This is a genomic window from Roseateles sp. GW821-FHT09H11 (assembly GCF_059415845.1).
Genome location: NZ_JBWKOA010000006.1, coordinates 321383 through 337448, shown reverse-complemented (window position 1 = coordinate 337448; position 16066 = coordinate 321383). Strand labels below are relative to the sequence as shown.

Here is a 16066-nt window from a genome sequence, read left to right as displayed (position 1 = left end):
GAAGCGGTTCCTCTGCCGTCATTGACTCGAACTGGTGGACGTGCCGGGCGTCTTCCAGCAATTCGAGTGAGGGTCGGTCACTTCTCCGGATTGCCATTGAAAACGGCGGCCGGAGCCGCCGTTTCACCCTTGCAAAGCAGACCTGCGATCAGGCCTGCGCCACCGGCGCGCCGAGCAGCCTCAACACCTCGCGCACCGCCTGCGCGCGGTCCTTCGGATCCGTGAGTGCCTTGTCGATGCGCAGCTTCTCGTTGCCCACCAGCTTGATGTTGCGGTTCTTCTGCACGAGCTCGATCACCCGCATCGGATCGATCGGCGGGTTTGGCCGGAAGTTGATGTTGATGACGCTGGGCGCCGCGTCGATCTTCATCACGCCGTAGGGCTTGGCCAGCACGCGCAGGCGGTGCGTGTCGAACAAGGTCTGTCCCTGCGCCGGCAGCTTGCCGAAGCGGTCGGTGATCTCCTCGAGCATCGCGTCGATCTGCTCGGCGCGGTCCGCGGTCGCGAGCCGCTTGTACAAGGACAGCCGCTGGTGCACGTCGCCGCAGTAGGCGTCCGGCAGCAGCGCGGGCGCATGCAGGTTGATCTCGGTGGTCGCCGACAGCGGGCTGAGCAGGTCCGGCTCGCGGCCGGCCTTGAGCGAGCGCACGGCCTCCGACAGCATCTCGTTGTAGAGCTGGAAACCGATCTCCATCATGTTGCCGCTCTGGTGCTCGCCCAGCACCTCGCCGGCGCCGCGGATCTCCAGGTCGTGCATGGCGAGGTAGAAGCCCGAGCCGAGTTCCTCCATCGCCTGGATCGCTTCCAGCCGCTGCGCCGCCTGCTTGGTCAGGCCCTCGACGTCCGGCACCATCAGGTAGGCATAGGCCTGGTGGTGCGAACGCCCGACGCGCCCGCGCAGCTGGTGCAGCTGCGCCAGGCCGAACTTGTCGGCGCGGCTGATGACGATGGTGTTGGCGCTGGGGACGTCGATGCCGGTCTCGATGATGGTCGAGCACAGCAGCACGTTGTGCTTGCCGCCGACGAACTCGCGCATCACGCGTTCCAGCTCGCGCTCGGGCATCTGGCCGTGCGCGACGACGATGCGCGCCTCCGGCAGCAGCTCCTCGAGCTTCATGCGGCGGTTCTCGATCGTCTCGACCTCGTTGTGCAGGAAGTAGACCTGCCCGCCACGCTTGAGTTCGCGCAGGATGGCCTCGCGGATCGTGCCGCTGGTCTCGCTGCGCACGAAGGTCTTGATCGCCAGGCGCCGCTGCGGCGCGGTGGCGATGACGCTCAGGTCGCGCAGGCCCTCCAGCGCCATGCCCAGCGTGCGCGGGATCGGCGTGGCGGTCAGCGTCAGCACGTCGACCTCGGCGCGCATCGCCTTCATCGCTTCCTTGTGGCGCACGCCGAAGCGGTGCTCCTCGTCGATGACCAGCAGTCCCAGGCGCTTGAACTTCACCTCCGCCGACAGCAGCTTGTGCGTGCCGATGACGATGTCGATCGAGCCGTCGGCCAGGCCTTCCATCGCCGCCTTGATCTCCTTGGCGGAGCGGAAGCGGCTCATCTCGGCGACCTTGACCGGCCAGCGGCCGAAGCGGTCGGCGATGTTCTGGTAGTGCTGCTCGGCCAGCAGCGTCGTCGGCGCCAGCAGCGCGACCTGCTTGCCGCCCATCACCGCGACGAAGGCGGCGCGCAGCGCCACCTCGGTCTTGCCGAAGCCGACGTCGCCGCACACCAGCCGGTCCATCGGCTTGGGGCTGATCATGTCCTGGATGACGGCGTGGATCGCGGCGCGCTGGTCGGGCGTTTCCTCGAAGCCGAAGCTCGCCGCGAAAGCCTCGTAGTCGTGCGGCGAGTAGCGGAACGCATGGCCCTCGCGCGCGGCGCGGCGGGCGTAGAGATTGAGCAGCTCCGCGGCGGTGTCGCGGACCTGCTCGGCGGCCTTGCGTTTGGCCTTGTCCCACTGGCCCGAGCCCAGGCGGTGCAGCGGCGCCTCCTCGGCGCTGACGCCGGTGTAGCGGCTGATCAGGTGCAGCTGCGCGACCGGCACGTAGAGCGTGGCCTTGTCGGCGTACTCCAGGTGCAGGAACTCGCTGGGGCCGTCGCCGAGGTCGATGTTGATCAGGCCGAGGTAGCGGCCGATGCCGTGGTTCGTGTGCACCACCGGATCGCCGACCTTCAGCTCGGACAGGTCCTTGATCAGCGCGTTGACGTCGCTGACCTGCTCCTGCTTGCGGCGGCGGCGCGTGGTGGGCGTGGTCGCGAAGAGCTCGGTCTCGGTGAAGAGCTGGATCTGGCGCCCCTCGTCCGGTTCGAACCAGAAGAAGCCCGCCGCCAGCGGCGCGGCGGTGATCACGAAGCGCTCGTCCTTGTTCGCCTCGAATTCGGCGAGGTCCTTCACCGACGGCGGATCGATCTTGTTGTCGCGCAGCAGCTCGAGCAGGCTCTCGCGGCGGCCTTCGCTCTCGGCGAGCAGCAGCACGCGGAAGTCGGTGGACTTCAGGTGCGCGGCCAGGCGCGCGAGCGGCTCCTGCGCGCCGCGCTCGACGCTGACGTCGGGCAGCGGGCGTGCGTAGTCGACGGCCTCGTGGCCCCGCACCGCCAGTACCGCGTGGCGGTGCGTCGCGGTGAAGAACTCCTCGGGCCGCAGGAAGATCTCCTCGGGCGCCAGGATCGGGCGGTCCGGGTCGTGCTGCAGGAAGCGGTGGCGTTCCCGCGTGTCGGTCCAGTAGCGCTGCAGCGCCTCGTCCACCTCGCCGTGCAGGACGAGTCCGGCCTCGGCGGGCACGTAGTCGAACACGCTGGCGACCTCGTCGAAGAACAGCGGCAGGTAGTACTCGATGCCGCCGGTGGCCAGGCCCGTGTCGATGTCCTTGTAGATGCGCGATTTCGTCGGATCGCCGTCCATCTTCTCGCGCCAGCGGGCACGGAAGGCCTTGCGCGAGGCCTCGTCCATCGGGAACTCGCGCCCGGGCAGCAGGCGGACCTCGGGCACCGGGTACAGCGAGCGCTGCGAGTCCGGGTCGAAGACGCGGATCGAGTCCACCTCGTCGCCGAACAGGTCGACGCGGTAGGGCACCAGCGAGCCCATCGGGTAGAGGTCGATCAGGCCGCCGCGCACGGCGTATTCGCCGGGCGAGACGACCTGGCTGACGTGCTGGTAGCCGCCCAGCGTCAGCTGGCGCTTCAGGCCGGCCTCGTCCAGGCGCTGCTTCTGGCGGAAGTTGAAGGTCGTCGCGGCCAGGAAGGACGGCGGCGCCAGCCGCGTCAGCGCGGTGGTCGCGGGCAGCAGCACGACGTCGAGGTCGCGCTCGGCGACCGGCTTCCCGTTGGCCTGCAGCAGCCGCCACAGCGTGGCCAGCCGTTCGGAGATCAGGTCCTGGTGCGGGCTGAAGCTGTCATAGGGCAGGGTCTCCCAGTCGGGGAAGACGGCGACGCGCAGTTCGGGCGCGAAGAACTTGAGCTCGTCCTCCAGGCGCTGCGTGTCGCCGGGCTCGGCGGTGACGATCAGCGTCAGCCGGCCGGCGGCCTGCTGCTGCCGCGCGAAGCGGGCGAGCAGCAGCGCGTCGGCGGAGCCGGTGGGGCGGGGCAGGGTGAAGCGTTTGCCGGGGGAGATCGTGGACAGCTGCATGGCGCACAAATGAGAACAGCCCCGGGAAGGGGCTCGGGGGAATTGTAGGGAGCCCGCCGCGACACGGCGTGACAGGAGCGACAAGGGGCGCGGAAGGGGGAAGCAAGAGGGACGCAAGTGGGCGCAAGTGGGCGCAAGGGGGCGCAAGAAGGCGGAGGTGCAAGGAGGCGCAGGGGCGCTGGGGCGCAGGGGCGTTGTGCGGACCATCCCGGGAGCAGTCGGCGTACCCGGCGCGCGGTTCCTGATGCATTCCAGGGTCCAGGTGCCGCGATGAGGCTGGTGGTGACGCCGCGTTGGTGATCCGCGGCGATTGGTGAGAACGCCTGCGCTTCGAAGAATGGAGGTCTCTCATTGAGCATTTCTCCAGCATGCAGAGTTCATTCATCGAAGGGGCGCCAGCGACCGGACGGTCGTCGCGGCGATCCGTGTGTTCTCCCGGTGCCCGGCGGCACGCGATGTCCGTTGCGGTTGGCCTCGCCTGTCTGGCGGGCGTGGCGCCGGTCCTCGGTCAGGCCCCGACGCCCTCGTCGGCGCCGACTGGATCACCCGCGTCGCTGTCGACAGGATCACCCGCGTCGCTGTCGACAGGATCACCCGCGTCGCTGTCGACAGGATCACAGGTGCAGGCGTTGTCAAGCCCGCCGGGTGTCTCGATCACCTCGGGTGCGGGGCCGGGCGCCAAGGGCTGGGATGGCATCGCGGCCTACCAGTTCCCGCTGGGCTCGCGTGGCACGCGGGGCGCGGTGGCGGCCAGCCATCACCACTACGGGCTGGGCAGGGCGCTCGCGCGGTCCGGCGCACAGGGGCAGGTCGACGCGTTGGGGGCGGCGGTGGACGTTCCGCTGACCACGACGGGAAACGGGCGGTTGAGCTGGCAGATCGGCGTGGAGCTGCGGCGCATGGGCCACGCGCCCAATGCGTCCAAGGCATCCACCATGTCCAACGCCTCCAACGCCTCCAACGCCTCCAACGCGTCCAACGCGTCCTACGCGCGCAAGGCGATGGCGTTCACCGATTCGCGACGGGCGGTGGCGGTGACCACGGGCTTGCAGGCGGCGATGGTTCCGTCGGCGGGCAGTGCCGCCTGGGGCGGCGTGTGGATGGAGGTCGGCGATGTGCGCCTGCGCGATGCGGCGGCGGCGGTGGCTGATGCCGCGAGCGCGCGCTCGGCGGGTGAATACCTGCTGCTGTCGAGCGACCTGGCGCTGCTCAAGCAGTGGAACGCGTGGGGACTGCTGCTGCGCGGGAGCGGGCAGATCGCGAACAAGAACCTGGATGCCTCGAAGAAGTTCCCCCTGGGCGGCGCGCACGGCGTGCGGGCGTGGCCGCTGGGCGAGGCCTCGGGCGACCACGGTGTCTTGGCGCAGATGGAGCTGCGATACCGGTGGAAGGCCCTGGAGCCGTTCGGGTTCGTCGACGCCGGGCGGGTGAGGTTCAGCCACACGCCGTGGGAGACGAGCGCTCGTGCGCGCGTCCTGCCCCAGGGTCGCACGCTTGCCGGCGCTGGCGTCGGCTTGCGCTGGCAGCACGGACCCTGGAGCGCGGACGGCGCGGCGGGATGGCGCCTCGGCACGGCGATGCATCGGCGGTCCTTGTCGGCGCCGAAGGCGCGGATGCCGCAGCTGTGGGTGAGCGTCGCCTATGCGTTGTGAGCGAGGCGCGTTGATGCGCGTTGATGCGCGTTGATGTGCGTCGAGGCGCGCTGACGTGCGCCGACGTCCGCCGACATGCGCCGACCCCCGCCGACCGCCGCCGACGGACGTTGAGGTCGAGGTCGAGGCTCGCTGATGCTCAGTCCGCCGAGGCGATGGGAATCGACCGACGGGCCTCGCGCATCGACGTCAGCTGGACATCGAGACTGCGCGCCCGCAACTGCCCGCAGCCGCCGTCCACATCCTGCCCGGCGGAGTCGCGCAGCTTCGTCAGCACGCCGCGCTGATGCAGCCGGCGGGCGATGTCGCGCGCCTTGTCCCAGTCGGGCCGCACGTAGGGCAGCTCGGGCACGCTGTTGTACGGGATCATGTTCAGCACGCCGTACCGGCCCTTGAGAAGGTCGACGATGCCGTCGAGCTCGTCCTCGCCGTCGTTGATGCCCGCCAGCAGCGTCCACTGGTACTGGATCGGATAGCCGGTCTGGCGGGCGTAGCGCTCGCCGGCCTCGACCAGTTCGCGCGGCGTGAGCCGCGGCGCACGCGGCAGCAGCTCGCGGCGCAGGTCGGGCTTGGTCGTGTGCAGCGACAGGGCCAGTGCCGGCTTGACGGGACCTGAGGCGAGCCGCTCGAACGCGCGCAGGTCGCCGACCGTCGAGAACACCAGGTTCTTGTGGCCGATGTTGCCTTCGAGCCCGAGCAGCTCGATCGCTTCCATGACGGCCTCCAGGTTGTGCGACGGCTCGCCCATGCCCATGAACACGACCTTCTTCACCGCCCGCTCGCGACGCGCCAGCGCCACCTGCGCGACGATCTCGGCGCCGGTGACCTGCCGCAGCAGCCCGTCCTTGCCGGTCATGCAGAAGCGGCAACCCACGGCGCAGCCGACCTGGCTCGACACGCACAGGCCGTCGCGCGGCAGCAGCACGCTCTCGACCGTCTGGCCGTCCTGCAGTCGCACCAGCAGTCGCGCGGAGCCGTCCTCGCCCGGATGCCGCTCGACCAGTGTCGCCAGCCCGTGCAGCTCGTCCATCAGCGCCGGCAGCGCGTCGCGCACCGCCAGCGGCAGGTAGTGCACCAGCTGGCGCCGGCCCTCGGTCAGCGGCCGGGCCTGGACCCAGTGCCGCAGCACGCGTCCCGCGTGCGCCTCGTTGGCGCCGAGCGCGGTCAGGCGGCGGTGGATGTCGGCGATGGCGAACACGGCATGCAGGGCAGGGAGGATCAGGAGATCCGATTTTCGCCGATCGAATCGGCGTCCCCGCGTCGGGCCGCGCGTCCACCGCCGCTGGCCCTCAGCCCCCGCCCTCTCCCGCCGTGCGGGAGAGGGCGTTCATGCCGAGGTTGGCGCTCCCTGCAAGGCGCTCCCTACAATCGACCCCATGAGTTCCTTTCCCATCGGCCTGACGCCGCGCTGCTTCGCGCTGGTGCCGGCCGCGGGCGTCGGCAGCCGCTCCGGCGCCGACCGCCCCAAGCAGTACGTCCCGCTCGCCGGCCGCGCCCTGATCGCGCACACGCTGGCGGCGCTCGGCGCCGTCGCGCGGGTCGAGGCCACGCTGGTCGTGCTCTCACCCGACGACGACCAGTTCGAATCCGCCGTCCCTGGCTTCGAAGGCGAGCACGGCTGGATCGCACGGACCGGCGGCGCGACACGCGCCGACACCGTCGCCGCCGGCCTGCAGGCCTTGCGCGAACGCGGTGCCCAGCCGCACGACTGGGTGCTCGTCCACGACGCCGCCCGTTGCCTGCTCCGTCCCGAATGGGTCGATGCGCTGATCGACGCCTGCGACGACGACGAGGTCGGCGGTCTGCTCGCGTTGCCCGTGGCCGACACGCTCAAGGACGCGATGGTCCCGAGCCCGGGCACCGATCCCGGCGCGGCGCCGTCGACGCGCGTCGCCGCCACCGTCGACCGCCGCGGCAAGTGGGCCGCGCAGACGCCGCAGATGTTCCGCCTCGGCCTGCTGATGCCCGCGCTGGCCGGCCCGATGGAAGGCATCACCGACGAGGCCAGCGCCGTCGAGGCGCTGGGCCATTCGCCGCGTCTGGTCGAGGCTTCCATGGAAAACTTCAAGGTCACCTATCCCGCCGACTTCGCGTTGGCCGAACGCCTGCTCAGGAGCCGCGCATGACTGTCGAATCCGATGACGATATCCAGGGCCTGAAGGCCGCCGGCGAAGCCGTCGCCACCGTGCTGCGCCGCATGCTGGACGCGATCCGGCCCGGCATGACCACGCTCGAGCTCGACCAGATGGGCGAGCGCTGGCTGACGGAATTCGGCGCGAAGTCCGCGCCGCGCGTGATGTACAACTTCCCCGGCGCCACCTGCATCTCGATCAACGAGCAGGCCGCGCACGGCATCCCCGGCGACCGCGTGATCCAGAAGGGCGACGTCGTCAACGTCGACGTCTCGGCCGAGCTGGACGGCTACTTCGGCGACACCGGCGGCACGCGCATCGTTCCGCCGACGACGCCGACGAAGACGCAGCTGGTCTTCGCCGCGCAGTACGCGCTGGAGCAGGCGATGAAGGAAGTGAGACCCGGGGCGAAGATCAACCGCATCGGCCACGCGATCGAGCGCGTGGCCAAGGCGCACAAGTTCAAGATCATCGAGAACCTCTGCAGCCACGGCGTCGGCCGCTCGCTGCACGAGGAGCCCAAGAGCATCCCCGGCTACTACGACGCGAACGACACGCGCGTGCTGACCGAAGGCATGGTCATCACCATCGAGCCCTTCCTGTCGACCAAGAGCCGCTGGGTCGACGAGGAGGCCGACGGCTGGACCCTCTCCGGCGTCAAGGGCAACCTGTCCGCGCAGTTCGAGCACACGATGATCGTCACCCGCAACGGTCCGCTCGTCGTCACGAACGCGCTGCCGCACTGAGCGCTGCCCCGTCCGCTCCTTCCGTCGCGTCTGCTTTTTCGACCGCCGCCCCGCTTGTTCCCCGCAGTCAACGCCACATCCTCATGGTCCTGAATTTCCGCATCGGCGAGGGGTGGGACACCCACCAGCTCGTCACCGGCCGCCCGCTGATCCTCGGCGGCATCACGGTCCCGCACACGCACGGCCTGCTGGGCCACTCGGACGCGGACGCGCTCGCGCACGCGATCACCGACGCGCTGCTCGGCGCGGCCGCGCTGGGCGACATCGGCAAGCTGTTCCCCGACACCGCCGCCGAGTTCAAGGGCGCCGATTCGATGGTGCTGCTCGAAGAGGCCTACCGGCGCGTGAAGGACCTGGGCTGGGTGATCGGCAACCTCGACGGCACCATCATTGCGCAGCAGCCCAAGATGGCGCCGCATATCCCGGCGATGCGCCAGCGGCTCGCCGAAGTGCTGGGCATCGACCCCGGCCAGATCAACGTGAAGGCCAAGACGGCCGAGAAGATGGGGCCCGTCGGCGAACTCAAGGCAATCGAGGCACGCGCGGTGTGCCTGCTTGTCCGCTCCGACTGAATCGCTCGGTCGCACTCCCTCTCCCGCTTGCGGGAGAGGGCAGGGGTGAGGGCCAGCGGCGGTGGAAGTGCTGAAGCCTTCTTGCTGACTGCCGAGTCCGCTGGCCCTCACCCCACCCTCTCCCGCAAGCGGGAGAGGGAGCCAGAGAGGCAGGTTGACTGCGCGAGCGGGAATGCCGACTGCGGTCAGACGCTCTCGCGCTTGGACGCCGTCAGACGCTCGCGCGCTTGAGCCTCAGTTGCGCGACGAAGCCGCTGTCGTCGGCATTCGCGAGCCGCAGTTGCGCGCCCAGGCGTTGCACCGACTTCTCGACGATCGCCAGGCCCAGGCCCGCGCCGGTCGCCGCCGTGCGCGCCGTGTCGCCGCGGTAGAAGGGCGTCGTCAGCTTCGCGAGCTTGTCCGGCGGCACGCCGGGCCCGTGGTCGCGCACCGTCAGCAGGACCCAGGCGCTGTCGGCCTCGGCGGTCACCTCGACGCGCGTCGGCTCGTCGCCGTGGTGGCCGTAGCGGCGCGCGTTCTCGAACAGGTTCAGCAGGATGCGGCCCAGCTCGGTCGGGTCGGTCCAGATGCGCAGCGCCGCGGACAGCCGCACGCTGATCTGGATCTGCTGCGGGTCGCGGAAGCCCTGCGCCTCGCGTTCCACCAGCTCGCGCAGGTTGAGCGCCTGCAGCTGCAGCTCGCTGGGCCGCGCGTAGTCCATGAACTTGTTGATGATCGCGTCGAGCTGGTCGATGTCCTGCGCGATGTAGGTCCGCGCCTGCTCGTCGTTGACGCTCATCTCCGCTTCCAGCCGCAGCCGCGCCAGCGGCGTGCGCAGGTCGTGCGAGATGCCCGCCAGCATCACGCTGCGGTCCTCTTCCATCTTGGCCAGCTCGCGCGCCATCCGGTTGAAGCCCATGTTGACCTCGCGGATCTCGCTGGTCAGCGTGCTTTCGTCCAGGCGGGAGTCGTACTCGCCCTCGCGGATGCGGCTCGCGGCGATCGACAGCTCGCGCAGCGGCTGGTTGATCAGCCGCGCGATCGCCGCGGCGCCCAGCAGCGACGCGCCCAGCGCGATCGCGATCCACCACCAGTTGCTGGAAATGTTGGCCTGCAGCGGCGCCGGATTGGTCTGCAGCCAGAACTGGTCCGGGCCGACATCGAATCTCACCCACAACCCCGGCACGCCGTTCAGCCCGCTCGCGAGCACCGTCTGCGGTCCGAGCCGCGAGACCAGCTCCTTGCGCAGACGCTGCGCGAAGGGCGAGTTCTCGTAGGGGAGCCAGCGGTCGGTCGCTTCGGCGACCTCGACCGACACCGCCTCGCTGCGCGCCAGCGACTTGACCACCGCCACGCGGTTGATCGCGTCGGTGCTGGACAGCGCCACGCGTGACAGGTTGACCAGGCCGGCCAGCTGCTGGGCCGCTTCGAGGGCCTTGGGTTCGGCCTCCAGGGCCTTGAAGGTCTGCTGCCACGCCAGCACACCGGCCGCCAGCAGCAGCGCCAGCAGCGCGAACGTGCGCCAGAACAGGTTCAGCGCCAGACGCGGGGGAGCCACGGGATCAGGCCGCCTCGTCCGGAACGAACACGTAGCCTACCCCCCACACGGTCTGGATGAAGCGCGGCTGCGCCGGATCTTCTTCCAGCAGCTTGCGCAGGCGCGAGACCTGCACGTCCAGGCTGCGGTCGAAGGGCTCGAACTCGCGGCCGCGGGCCAGCATGGCCAGCTTGTCGCGCGACAGCGGCTGGCGCGGGTGGCGCACCAGGGCCTTCAGCATCGAGAACTCGCCGGTGGTCAGCGGCACCGGATCGCCGTTCTTGGCCAGGCGGCGCAGCGCCAGGTCGAACTCGAACGGGCCGAACTGGACCGTCATCGGTTCCTTGGACGGCGCGCCCGGCGCTTCCGGCGGCGGACGGCGGCGCAGCACCGCGTTGATGCGGGCCAGCAGTTCGCGCGGATTGAAAGGCTTGGCCAGGTAGTCGTCGGCGCCGACCTCCAGGCCGACGATCCGGTCCACTTCCTCGACCTTGGCGGTCAGCATGATGATGGGCGTGCTGTCGCCCGCGGCGCGCAGCCGTCGGCAGATGGACAGGCCGTCCTCGCCGGGCAGCATCAGGTCCAGGACGATGAGGTCCACGGTCTCGCGCGTCAGCTGCTTGTTGAGCGCCTTGCTGTCTTCGGCCAGCAGGACTTCGAAGCCCTCCTGGGCCAGATAGCGGCGAAGGAGGTCGCGGATGCGGGCGTCGTCATCCACGACCAGGACACGGTTGGGGCGGGTTGTGGTTTGCATGGCGGCCACTCCGGAATTTGTAACAGCGGGACTGTAAGGGCTGTTTTTCGACCTGTTTGCGGGATGCATCAGTCCTTACCGGATGGTTACATCTTTTGTAACAGGGCTGTCCATATCCCTACCGGAGGTCGATGAATGACCCAAAAAGGCGGATGGACGGCGCGCCGTGGTGGTCAACCGTGACGCTTTCCTCACGCGTTATGCTGGTTCCCACCTGGACTCTCCGTAGGAACCCGAATGATCCGAAGCTCCAAGATCCTTGCCCGCACCCTGATCGCCGCCGGTGCGGTGGCGGTGCTGCCCGCGATGGCGCAGGCCCAGGCCGCCCGGACCGACGTGCTCGCGCTGAATGCCTCGGCCACCACCGAAGTGACCCGCGATCTGCTGCAGCTGCGCTTCTCCACCACCCGCGAGGGCAAGGAGGCGGGCGCCGTCCAGAACGAGCTCAAGCAGGCGCTCGAGGCCGCGCTGACCGAGGCGCGCAAGGTCGCCAGGCCGGGGCAGGTCGATCTGCAGGCGGGCAACCTGTCGGTCTATCCGCGCTACGGCCAGCCCAAGGGCAGCTCGAGCGCCGCGCCGCAGATCACCGGCTGGCAGGGCAGCGTCGAGCTGCTGGTGCAGGGCCGCGACATCGACGCGATCTCCAAGCTGAGCGGCCGCATCAACTCGCTGGCCATCGCCAACGTCAGCTACGGGCTGTCGCGCGAGGCGCGCGAGAAGGCCGAGGACGACGTGGTCGCGCAGGCGATCGCCAGCTACAAGGCCAAGGCGGCCCTGTACGCGAAGCAGTTCGGCTATTCGGGCTACCGCATCGGCGAGGTCAGCGTGAACGCCGACCAGCCGGCGCCCGTCATGATGGCGGCCCAGGCGCGCTTCAAGACGATGGCCTCGTCGGCCGACGAAGCCCTGCCGGTCGAATCCGGCAAGGCCACCGTCACGGTGAACGTCAACGGCAACGTGCTGATGACGAAGTGAGGCTCACTGCGCGGTCCAGCCGCCGTCCATGGCCCAGGCCTGGCCGCGCACGTTGATCGCGGCGTCCGAACACAGGAACACGGTCAGCGCGCCGAGTTCCTCAGGCGTCGTGAACTGCAGCGAGGGCTGCTTCTCCGCCAGCAGCTGACGTTTGGCCTCGGCGGGATCGAGTTTCTCCCTGGCCGAACGGTCGTCGATCTGCTTCTGCACCAGCGGGGTCAGCACCCAGCCGGGGCAGATCGCGTTCACGGTGACGGGGAGGAGGGCGGTCTCCAGCGCCGCCGACTTCGTCAGGCCGACCAGGCCGTGCTTGGCGGCCACGTAGGCCGACTTGCCGGCCGACGCCACCAGCCCGTGCGTCGACGCGATGTTCACGACGCGGCCCCAGTTCTTCTTCTTCATGCCGGGCAGCGCCAGGCGCATCGTGTGGAAGGCGGAGCTGAGGTTGATCGCGATGATCGCGTCCCACTTCTCCGGCGGGAACTCGTCGACGTTGGCCACGTGCTGGATGCCGGCGTTGTTCACCAGGATGTCGCAGCCTCCGAATTCCTGGTCGATGTAGGCCATCATGGCCTCGATCTCGGCGGGTTTGCTCATGTCGGCGCCGTGATACCCGACCTTCACGCCGAGCGCCTCCACCTGTCCTTTCGGACCCGCGTGGTCGCCGAAGCCGTTGAGCACGATGTTCGCGCCCTGCTCGGCGAGGGTCAGGGCAATCCCCAATCCGATGCCGCTCGTGGAGCCGGTGACCAGCGCCGTCTTGCCTTTCAACATGCCGCGTCCTCTTCAGGGTTGTTAGGATGGGGACAAAGGATACGAGCGATGTCTGAACCCTTGTTGAAAAAAGTCCAGGCGCTGAGCCCTTGTGGCCTTCACCGGGTCGCGTATTGGGAGTGGGGGCAGGCCGACAACCCGCGGGTGCTGGTGTGTGTGCACGGGCTGTCGCGGCAGGGCCGCGACTTCGACGTGATCGCGCGACGCCTGAGCGACCGTTTCCGGGTGATCTGCCCCGACGTCGTCGGTCGCGGGGAGTCGGAATGGCTGGGCGATCCTCGCAACTACCAGCTTCCTCAATATGTCTCGGACATGGTCACGCTGCTGGCGCGCCTGGGTCCTGCGCAGGTGGACTGGCTGGGGACCTCGATGGGCGGCCTGATCGGCCTGGCGCTGGCGGCGATGCCGGCCAGCCCGATCAAGCGGCTGATCCTCAACGACGTGGGCCCGACGATCGAGTTCGTCGCCTTGCAGCGCATCGCGAGCTACCTCGGCCGGGCGCCGCAGTTCGAGAACTGCCAGCAGGGCGCGGACTACCTGCGCGGCATCTCGCAAGGTTTCGGGCCGCACACGGACGACCAGTGGCTGGCGCTGTCGCGGGCGATGTTCAAACCTGACGGCGATCGCTGCCGGCTGCATTACGACCCGCGCATCGGCCAGGGCCTGGCCGGACTGACGCCGGAGCTGGCGAAAGCCGGCGAGGCCCAGCTCTGGGCGGCCTACGACGCGGTGCGCTGTCCGACGCTGCTGCTGCGCGGCGGCGATTCGGACCTGCTGACGCGCACGACCGCCGAGCTGATGACGCAGCGCGGCCCGCGCGCCGAGCTGCACGAGTTCCCAGGAGTCGGCCATGCGCCGACGCTGGTGCATGAAGAACAGATCCGCGTGGTGGAGCAATTCCTCGACCGCGGATGACGTCCCGGCGGCGCACGCGCCCCCGACGACACGGATGAACGACGAATGAAGACGGAATTGGGGCTGCGGCAGGACCAGGCGGCGCCCATCGTGGCCCTGCTGGACGGGGACCTGCCTCACCGGTTGCCCGCGGCGCAGCCGCGCGCCGAAGAGACGGCGGACCCGGTGCGACGCGCCCGCGCGTTCGCGGAGCCGCTGCTGGCCGATCACCTGCTGGGCACCGGGGAGCCGGCGCTCGACCACGCGGACGGCGTGGCGGCGATCCTGGCAGGCGTCGGCGCGGCACCGTCCATGCAGGCGGCCTCCTACCTGGTGTACGCCGGCGATTACCTGAACAAGCCTGAAGAGATCGTCGCCAAGGCCTTCGGCGAGAGCGATGCGAGCCTGGTCGCGCACACGCGCCGGCTGGTGCAGATCCAGCGCGCGGCGCGCGAGGCGCGCGTCGAGGAGCAACGCCGGCAGGAGCAGACCGAGCTCGTGCGCAAGATGCTGCTGGCGTTCTCACGCGACTTGCGCGTGGTGCTGCTGCGGCTGGCGTCGCGGCTGCAATCGCTGCGCTGGTTCGCGGCCAGCAAGACGCCGTGCCCGCGCGAGCTGGCGGCGGAATCGCTGCAGGTCTTCGCGCCGCTGGCCAACCGGCTCGGCATCTGGCAGATCAAGTGGGAACTGGAGGACCTGGCGTTCCGATTCCTGGAGCCCGAGCACTACCACCAGCTCGCCAAGGGCCTGCACGAGAAGCGCGTCGAGCGCGAGCAATCGGTGGAAACGGTGCGGGCCGCGCTCGAGCGCGAACTGCAGGCGCATGGCATCGACGCGCAGGTGCAGGGCCGGCCCAAGCACCTGTACAGCATCTGGAAGAAGATGCGCGGCAAGGGCCTGACGCTGGAACGCGTCTTCGACCTGCGCGCGTTGCGCGTCGTCGTGCCGGAGGTCGCGGACTGCTACGCGGTGCTGGCGCAATTGCACGAGCGCTACCTGCCGGTGGACGGCGAGTTCGACGACTACATCGCGCGTCCGAAGCCCAACGGCTACCAGTCCCTGCACACGGTGGTGATCGCGGCGGACGGCCGGCCGATGGAGGTGCAGATCCGCACGCGTGCCATGCACGAGCATGCGGAGCACGGCGTCGCCGCGCACTGGGCCTACAAGGAAGCGGGCACCAAGGGCTACGCCGGCGTGAGCGCCGCGGGCGAGTTCGAGGAGCAGGTCGCGCAGGCCCGCAAGGCGGTGCTGCGGCAACTGCTGGCGTGGGAACGCGACTACGTCGCCGAGACCGACTCGAACTTCGACGACCGCATCTACGTGTTCACGCCGCAGGCCAACGTGGTCGAGCTCTGCGCGGGCGCGACCGCGATCGACTTCGCCTATGCGGTGCACACCGACCTGGGGCACCGCTGCCGCGGCGCGAAGGTCGACGGCCAGATGGTGCCGCTGAACACGCCGCTGCAGAGCGGCCAGACGGTGGAGATCGTCGCGCTCAAGGAGGGCGGCCCGTCGATGGACTGGCTGAACGCGGAGCTCGGTTATCTGCAGAGCCAGCGCAGCAAGGCCAAGGTGCGCGCGTGGTTCAACGCGCAGGTGCAGACGCACACGATCTCCAAGGGCCGCGAGCTGGTCGAGAAGCTGCTGCAGCGCGAAGGCAAGACGGCGATCAAGCTCGACGATCTGGCGGGGCGGCTCGGCTTCAAGAGCGCGGAGGCGCTGTTCGAGGTCGTCGGCAAGGACGAGTACTCGCTGCGCAACATCGAGACGCTGCTGCGTCCGCCGGTGCCGGAGGCGGACGAGGAGGAACTGCTCGTCCAGCGCCACACGAAAGGCGCGGTCGGGGAAGGACGCACGCCCAAGGGCGGCGTGCTGGTGGTGGGCGTGGACTCGTTGCTGACGAGTCTGGCGCGCTGCTGCCGGCCCGCGCCGCCGGATCAGATCACGGGGTATGTGACGCGCGGCAAGGGCGTGGCGATCCATCGCTGCGACTGCGCGAACCTGCGTCAGATGGCGCAGGCGGCGCCGGAGCGCGTGATCGCGGTCGCGTGGGGCGAGCCCGCGCCCGACCGGGCGGGCAAGGGCGCGATGTACCCGGTGGACCTGGTCGTCGAGGCCACGGACCGGCCGGGGCTGCTGCGGGACGTGCTGGAGCTGTTCGCGAAGGACAAGCTCAACGTGGTCTCGGTGAACCAGCAGAGCGGCAAGGGCAAGCCCGCGCGCAGCGACCTGTCGCGGATGAATTTCACCGTCGAGGTGAGCGATGCGCAGCGCCTGCAGCAGACGCTGGTGGCGCTGTCGCAGGTCTCGGGCATCCGGAGCGCGCGACGTCGCTGAGTTCGTCGTTGAGTCCGTCGTGCGTCTGACGTTCTTTTTCCGGCGACTTCCTGGACGGACCTCAAAATCCGGCATATACTGCGAGGCTCTTCAGG

12 protein-coding genes are annotated in these 16066 nt (G+C 69.5%); 7 read left to right on the top strand and 5 right to left on the bottom strand.

What is annotated here, in order from left to right; all coding sequences use genetic code 11:
* Nucleotides 1-148: 148 nt before the first annotated feature.
* Nucleotides 149-3616 (bottom strand): transcription-repair coupling factor, encoded by a 3468-nt coding sequence (gene mfd / locus AC07PR_RS21055; protein ID WP_495136453.1) that lies wholly within the window; start codon nucleotides 3614-3616, stop codon nucleotides 149-151.
* 455 nt (nucleotides 3617-4071) lie between these two features.
* Between mfd and AC07PR_RS21050 the strand changes: the two genes are divergently transcribed.
* Nucleotides 4072-5268, top strand: a complete 1197-nt coding sequence (locus AC07PR_RS21050; RefSeq protein WP_495136452.1) for a ShlB/FhaC/HecB family hemolysin secretion/activation protein — start codon at nucleotides 4072-4074, stop codon at nucleotides 5266-5268.
* 139 nt (nucleotides 5269-5407) lie between these two features.
* Here the strand turns inward: AC07PR_RS21050 and AC07PR_RS21045 are convergent, their stop codons facing one another.
* Nucleotides 5408-6466, bottom strand: a complete 1059-nt coding sequence (locus tag AC07PR_RS21045; protein ID WP_495136451.1) for an RNA methyltransferase — start codon at nucleotides 6464-6466, stop codon at nucleotides 5408-5410.
* A gap of 178 nt (nucleotides 6467-6644) precedes the next feature.
* On the opposite strand from AC07PR_RS21045, the gene ispD reads away from it, so the two are divergent.
* From ispD to ispF, 3 genes are all read left to right on the top strand, one after another.
* Complete coding sequence (gene ispD, locus AC07PR_RS21040; RefSeq protein WP_495136450.1) at nucleotides 6645-7394, top strand: 2-C-methyl-D-erythritol 4-phosphate cytidylyltransferase; 750 nt, start codon at nucleotides 6645-6647, stop codon at nucleotides 7392-7394.
* Nucleotides 7391-8146, top strand: a complete 756-nt coding sequence (gene map / locus AC07PR_RS21035; protein WP_431102376.1) for a type I methionyl aminopeptidase — start codon at nucleotides 7391-7393, stop codon at nucleotides 8144-8146. Before ispD ends, map begins: the two co-directional genes overlap by 4 nt.
* Before the next feature lie 83 nt (nucleotides 8147-8229).
* Entirely contained in the window at nucleotides 8230-8718 is a 489-nt protein-coding gene (ispF, locus tag AC07PR_RS21030) for a 2-C-methyl-D-erythritol 2,4-cyclodiphosphate synthase (RefSeq protein WP_483105560.1), read from the top strand.
* A 211-nt stretch (nucleotides 8719-8929) separates the two neighbouring features.
* On the opposite strand, the gene AC07PR_RS21025 is transcribed toward ispF, so the two are convergent.
* Entirely contained in the window at nucleotides 8930-10255 is a 1326-nt protein-coding gene (locus AC07PR_RS21025) for an ATP-binding protein (RefSeq protein WP_331613380.1), read from the bottom strand.
* 4 nt (nucleotides 10256-10259) lie between these two features.
* Nucleotides 10260-10988: an osmolarity response regulator transcription factor OmpR gene (ompR, locus tag AC07PR_RS21020; protein ID WP_067269272.1), complete on the bottom strand. Its 729-nt coding sequence runs from the start codon at nucleotides 10986-10988 to the stop codon at nucleotides 10260-10262.
* 237 nt (nucleotides 10989-11225) lie between these two features.
* Between ompR and AC07PR_RS21015 the strand changes: the two genes are divergently transcribed.
* On the top strand, nucleotides 11226-11963 hold the full coding sequence (locus AC07PR_RS21015; RefSeq protein ID WP_483105561.1) for an SIMPL domain-containing protein: 738 nt from the start codon (nucleotides 11226-11228) through the stop codon (nucleotides 11961-11963).
* A 3-nt stretch (nucleotides 11964-11966) separates the two neighbouring features.
* Here AC07PR_RS21015 and AC07PR_RS21010 read toward each other — a convergent pair whose 3' ends face one another.
* Complete coding sequence (locus AC07PR_RS21010; protein WP_483105562.1) at nucleotides 11967-12737, bottom strand: 3-hydroxybutyrate dehydrogenase; 771 nt, start codon at nucleotides 12735-12737, stop codon at nucleotides 11967-11969.
* 48 nt (nucleotides 12738-12785) lie between these two features.
* On the opposite strand from AC07PR_RS21010, the gene AC07PR_RS21005 reads away from it, so the two are divergent.
* A complete protein-coding gene (locus AC07PR_RS21005; protein WP_495136449.1) occupies nucleotides 12786-13652 on the top strand; it encodes an alpha/beta fold hydrolase in 867 nt (288 codons plus the stop codon).
* A gap of 45 nt (nucleotides 13653-13697) precedes the next feature.
* Nucleotides 13698-15971, top strand: a complete 2274-nt coding sequence (locus tag AC07PR_RS21000; protein WP_483105564.1) for a RelA/SpoT family protein — start codon at nucleotides 13698-13700, stop codon at nucleotides 15969-15971.
* The last annotated feature ends 95 nt before the right edge of the window (nucleotides 15972-16066 follow it).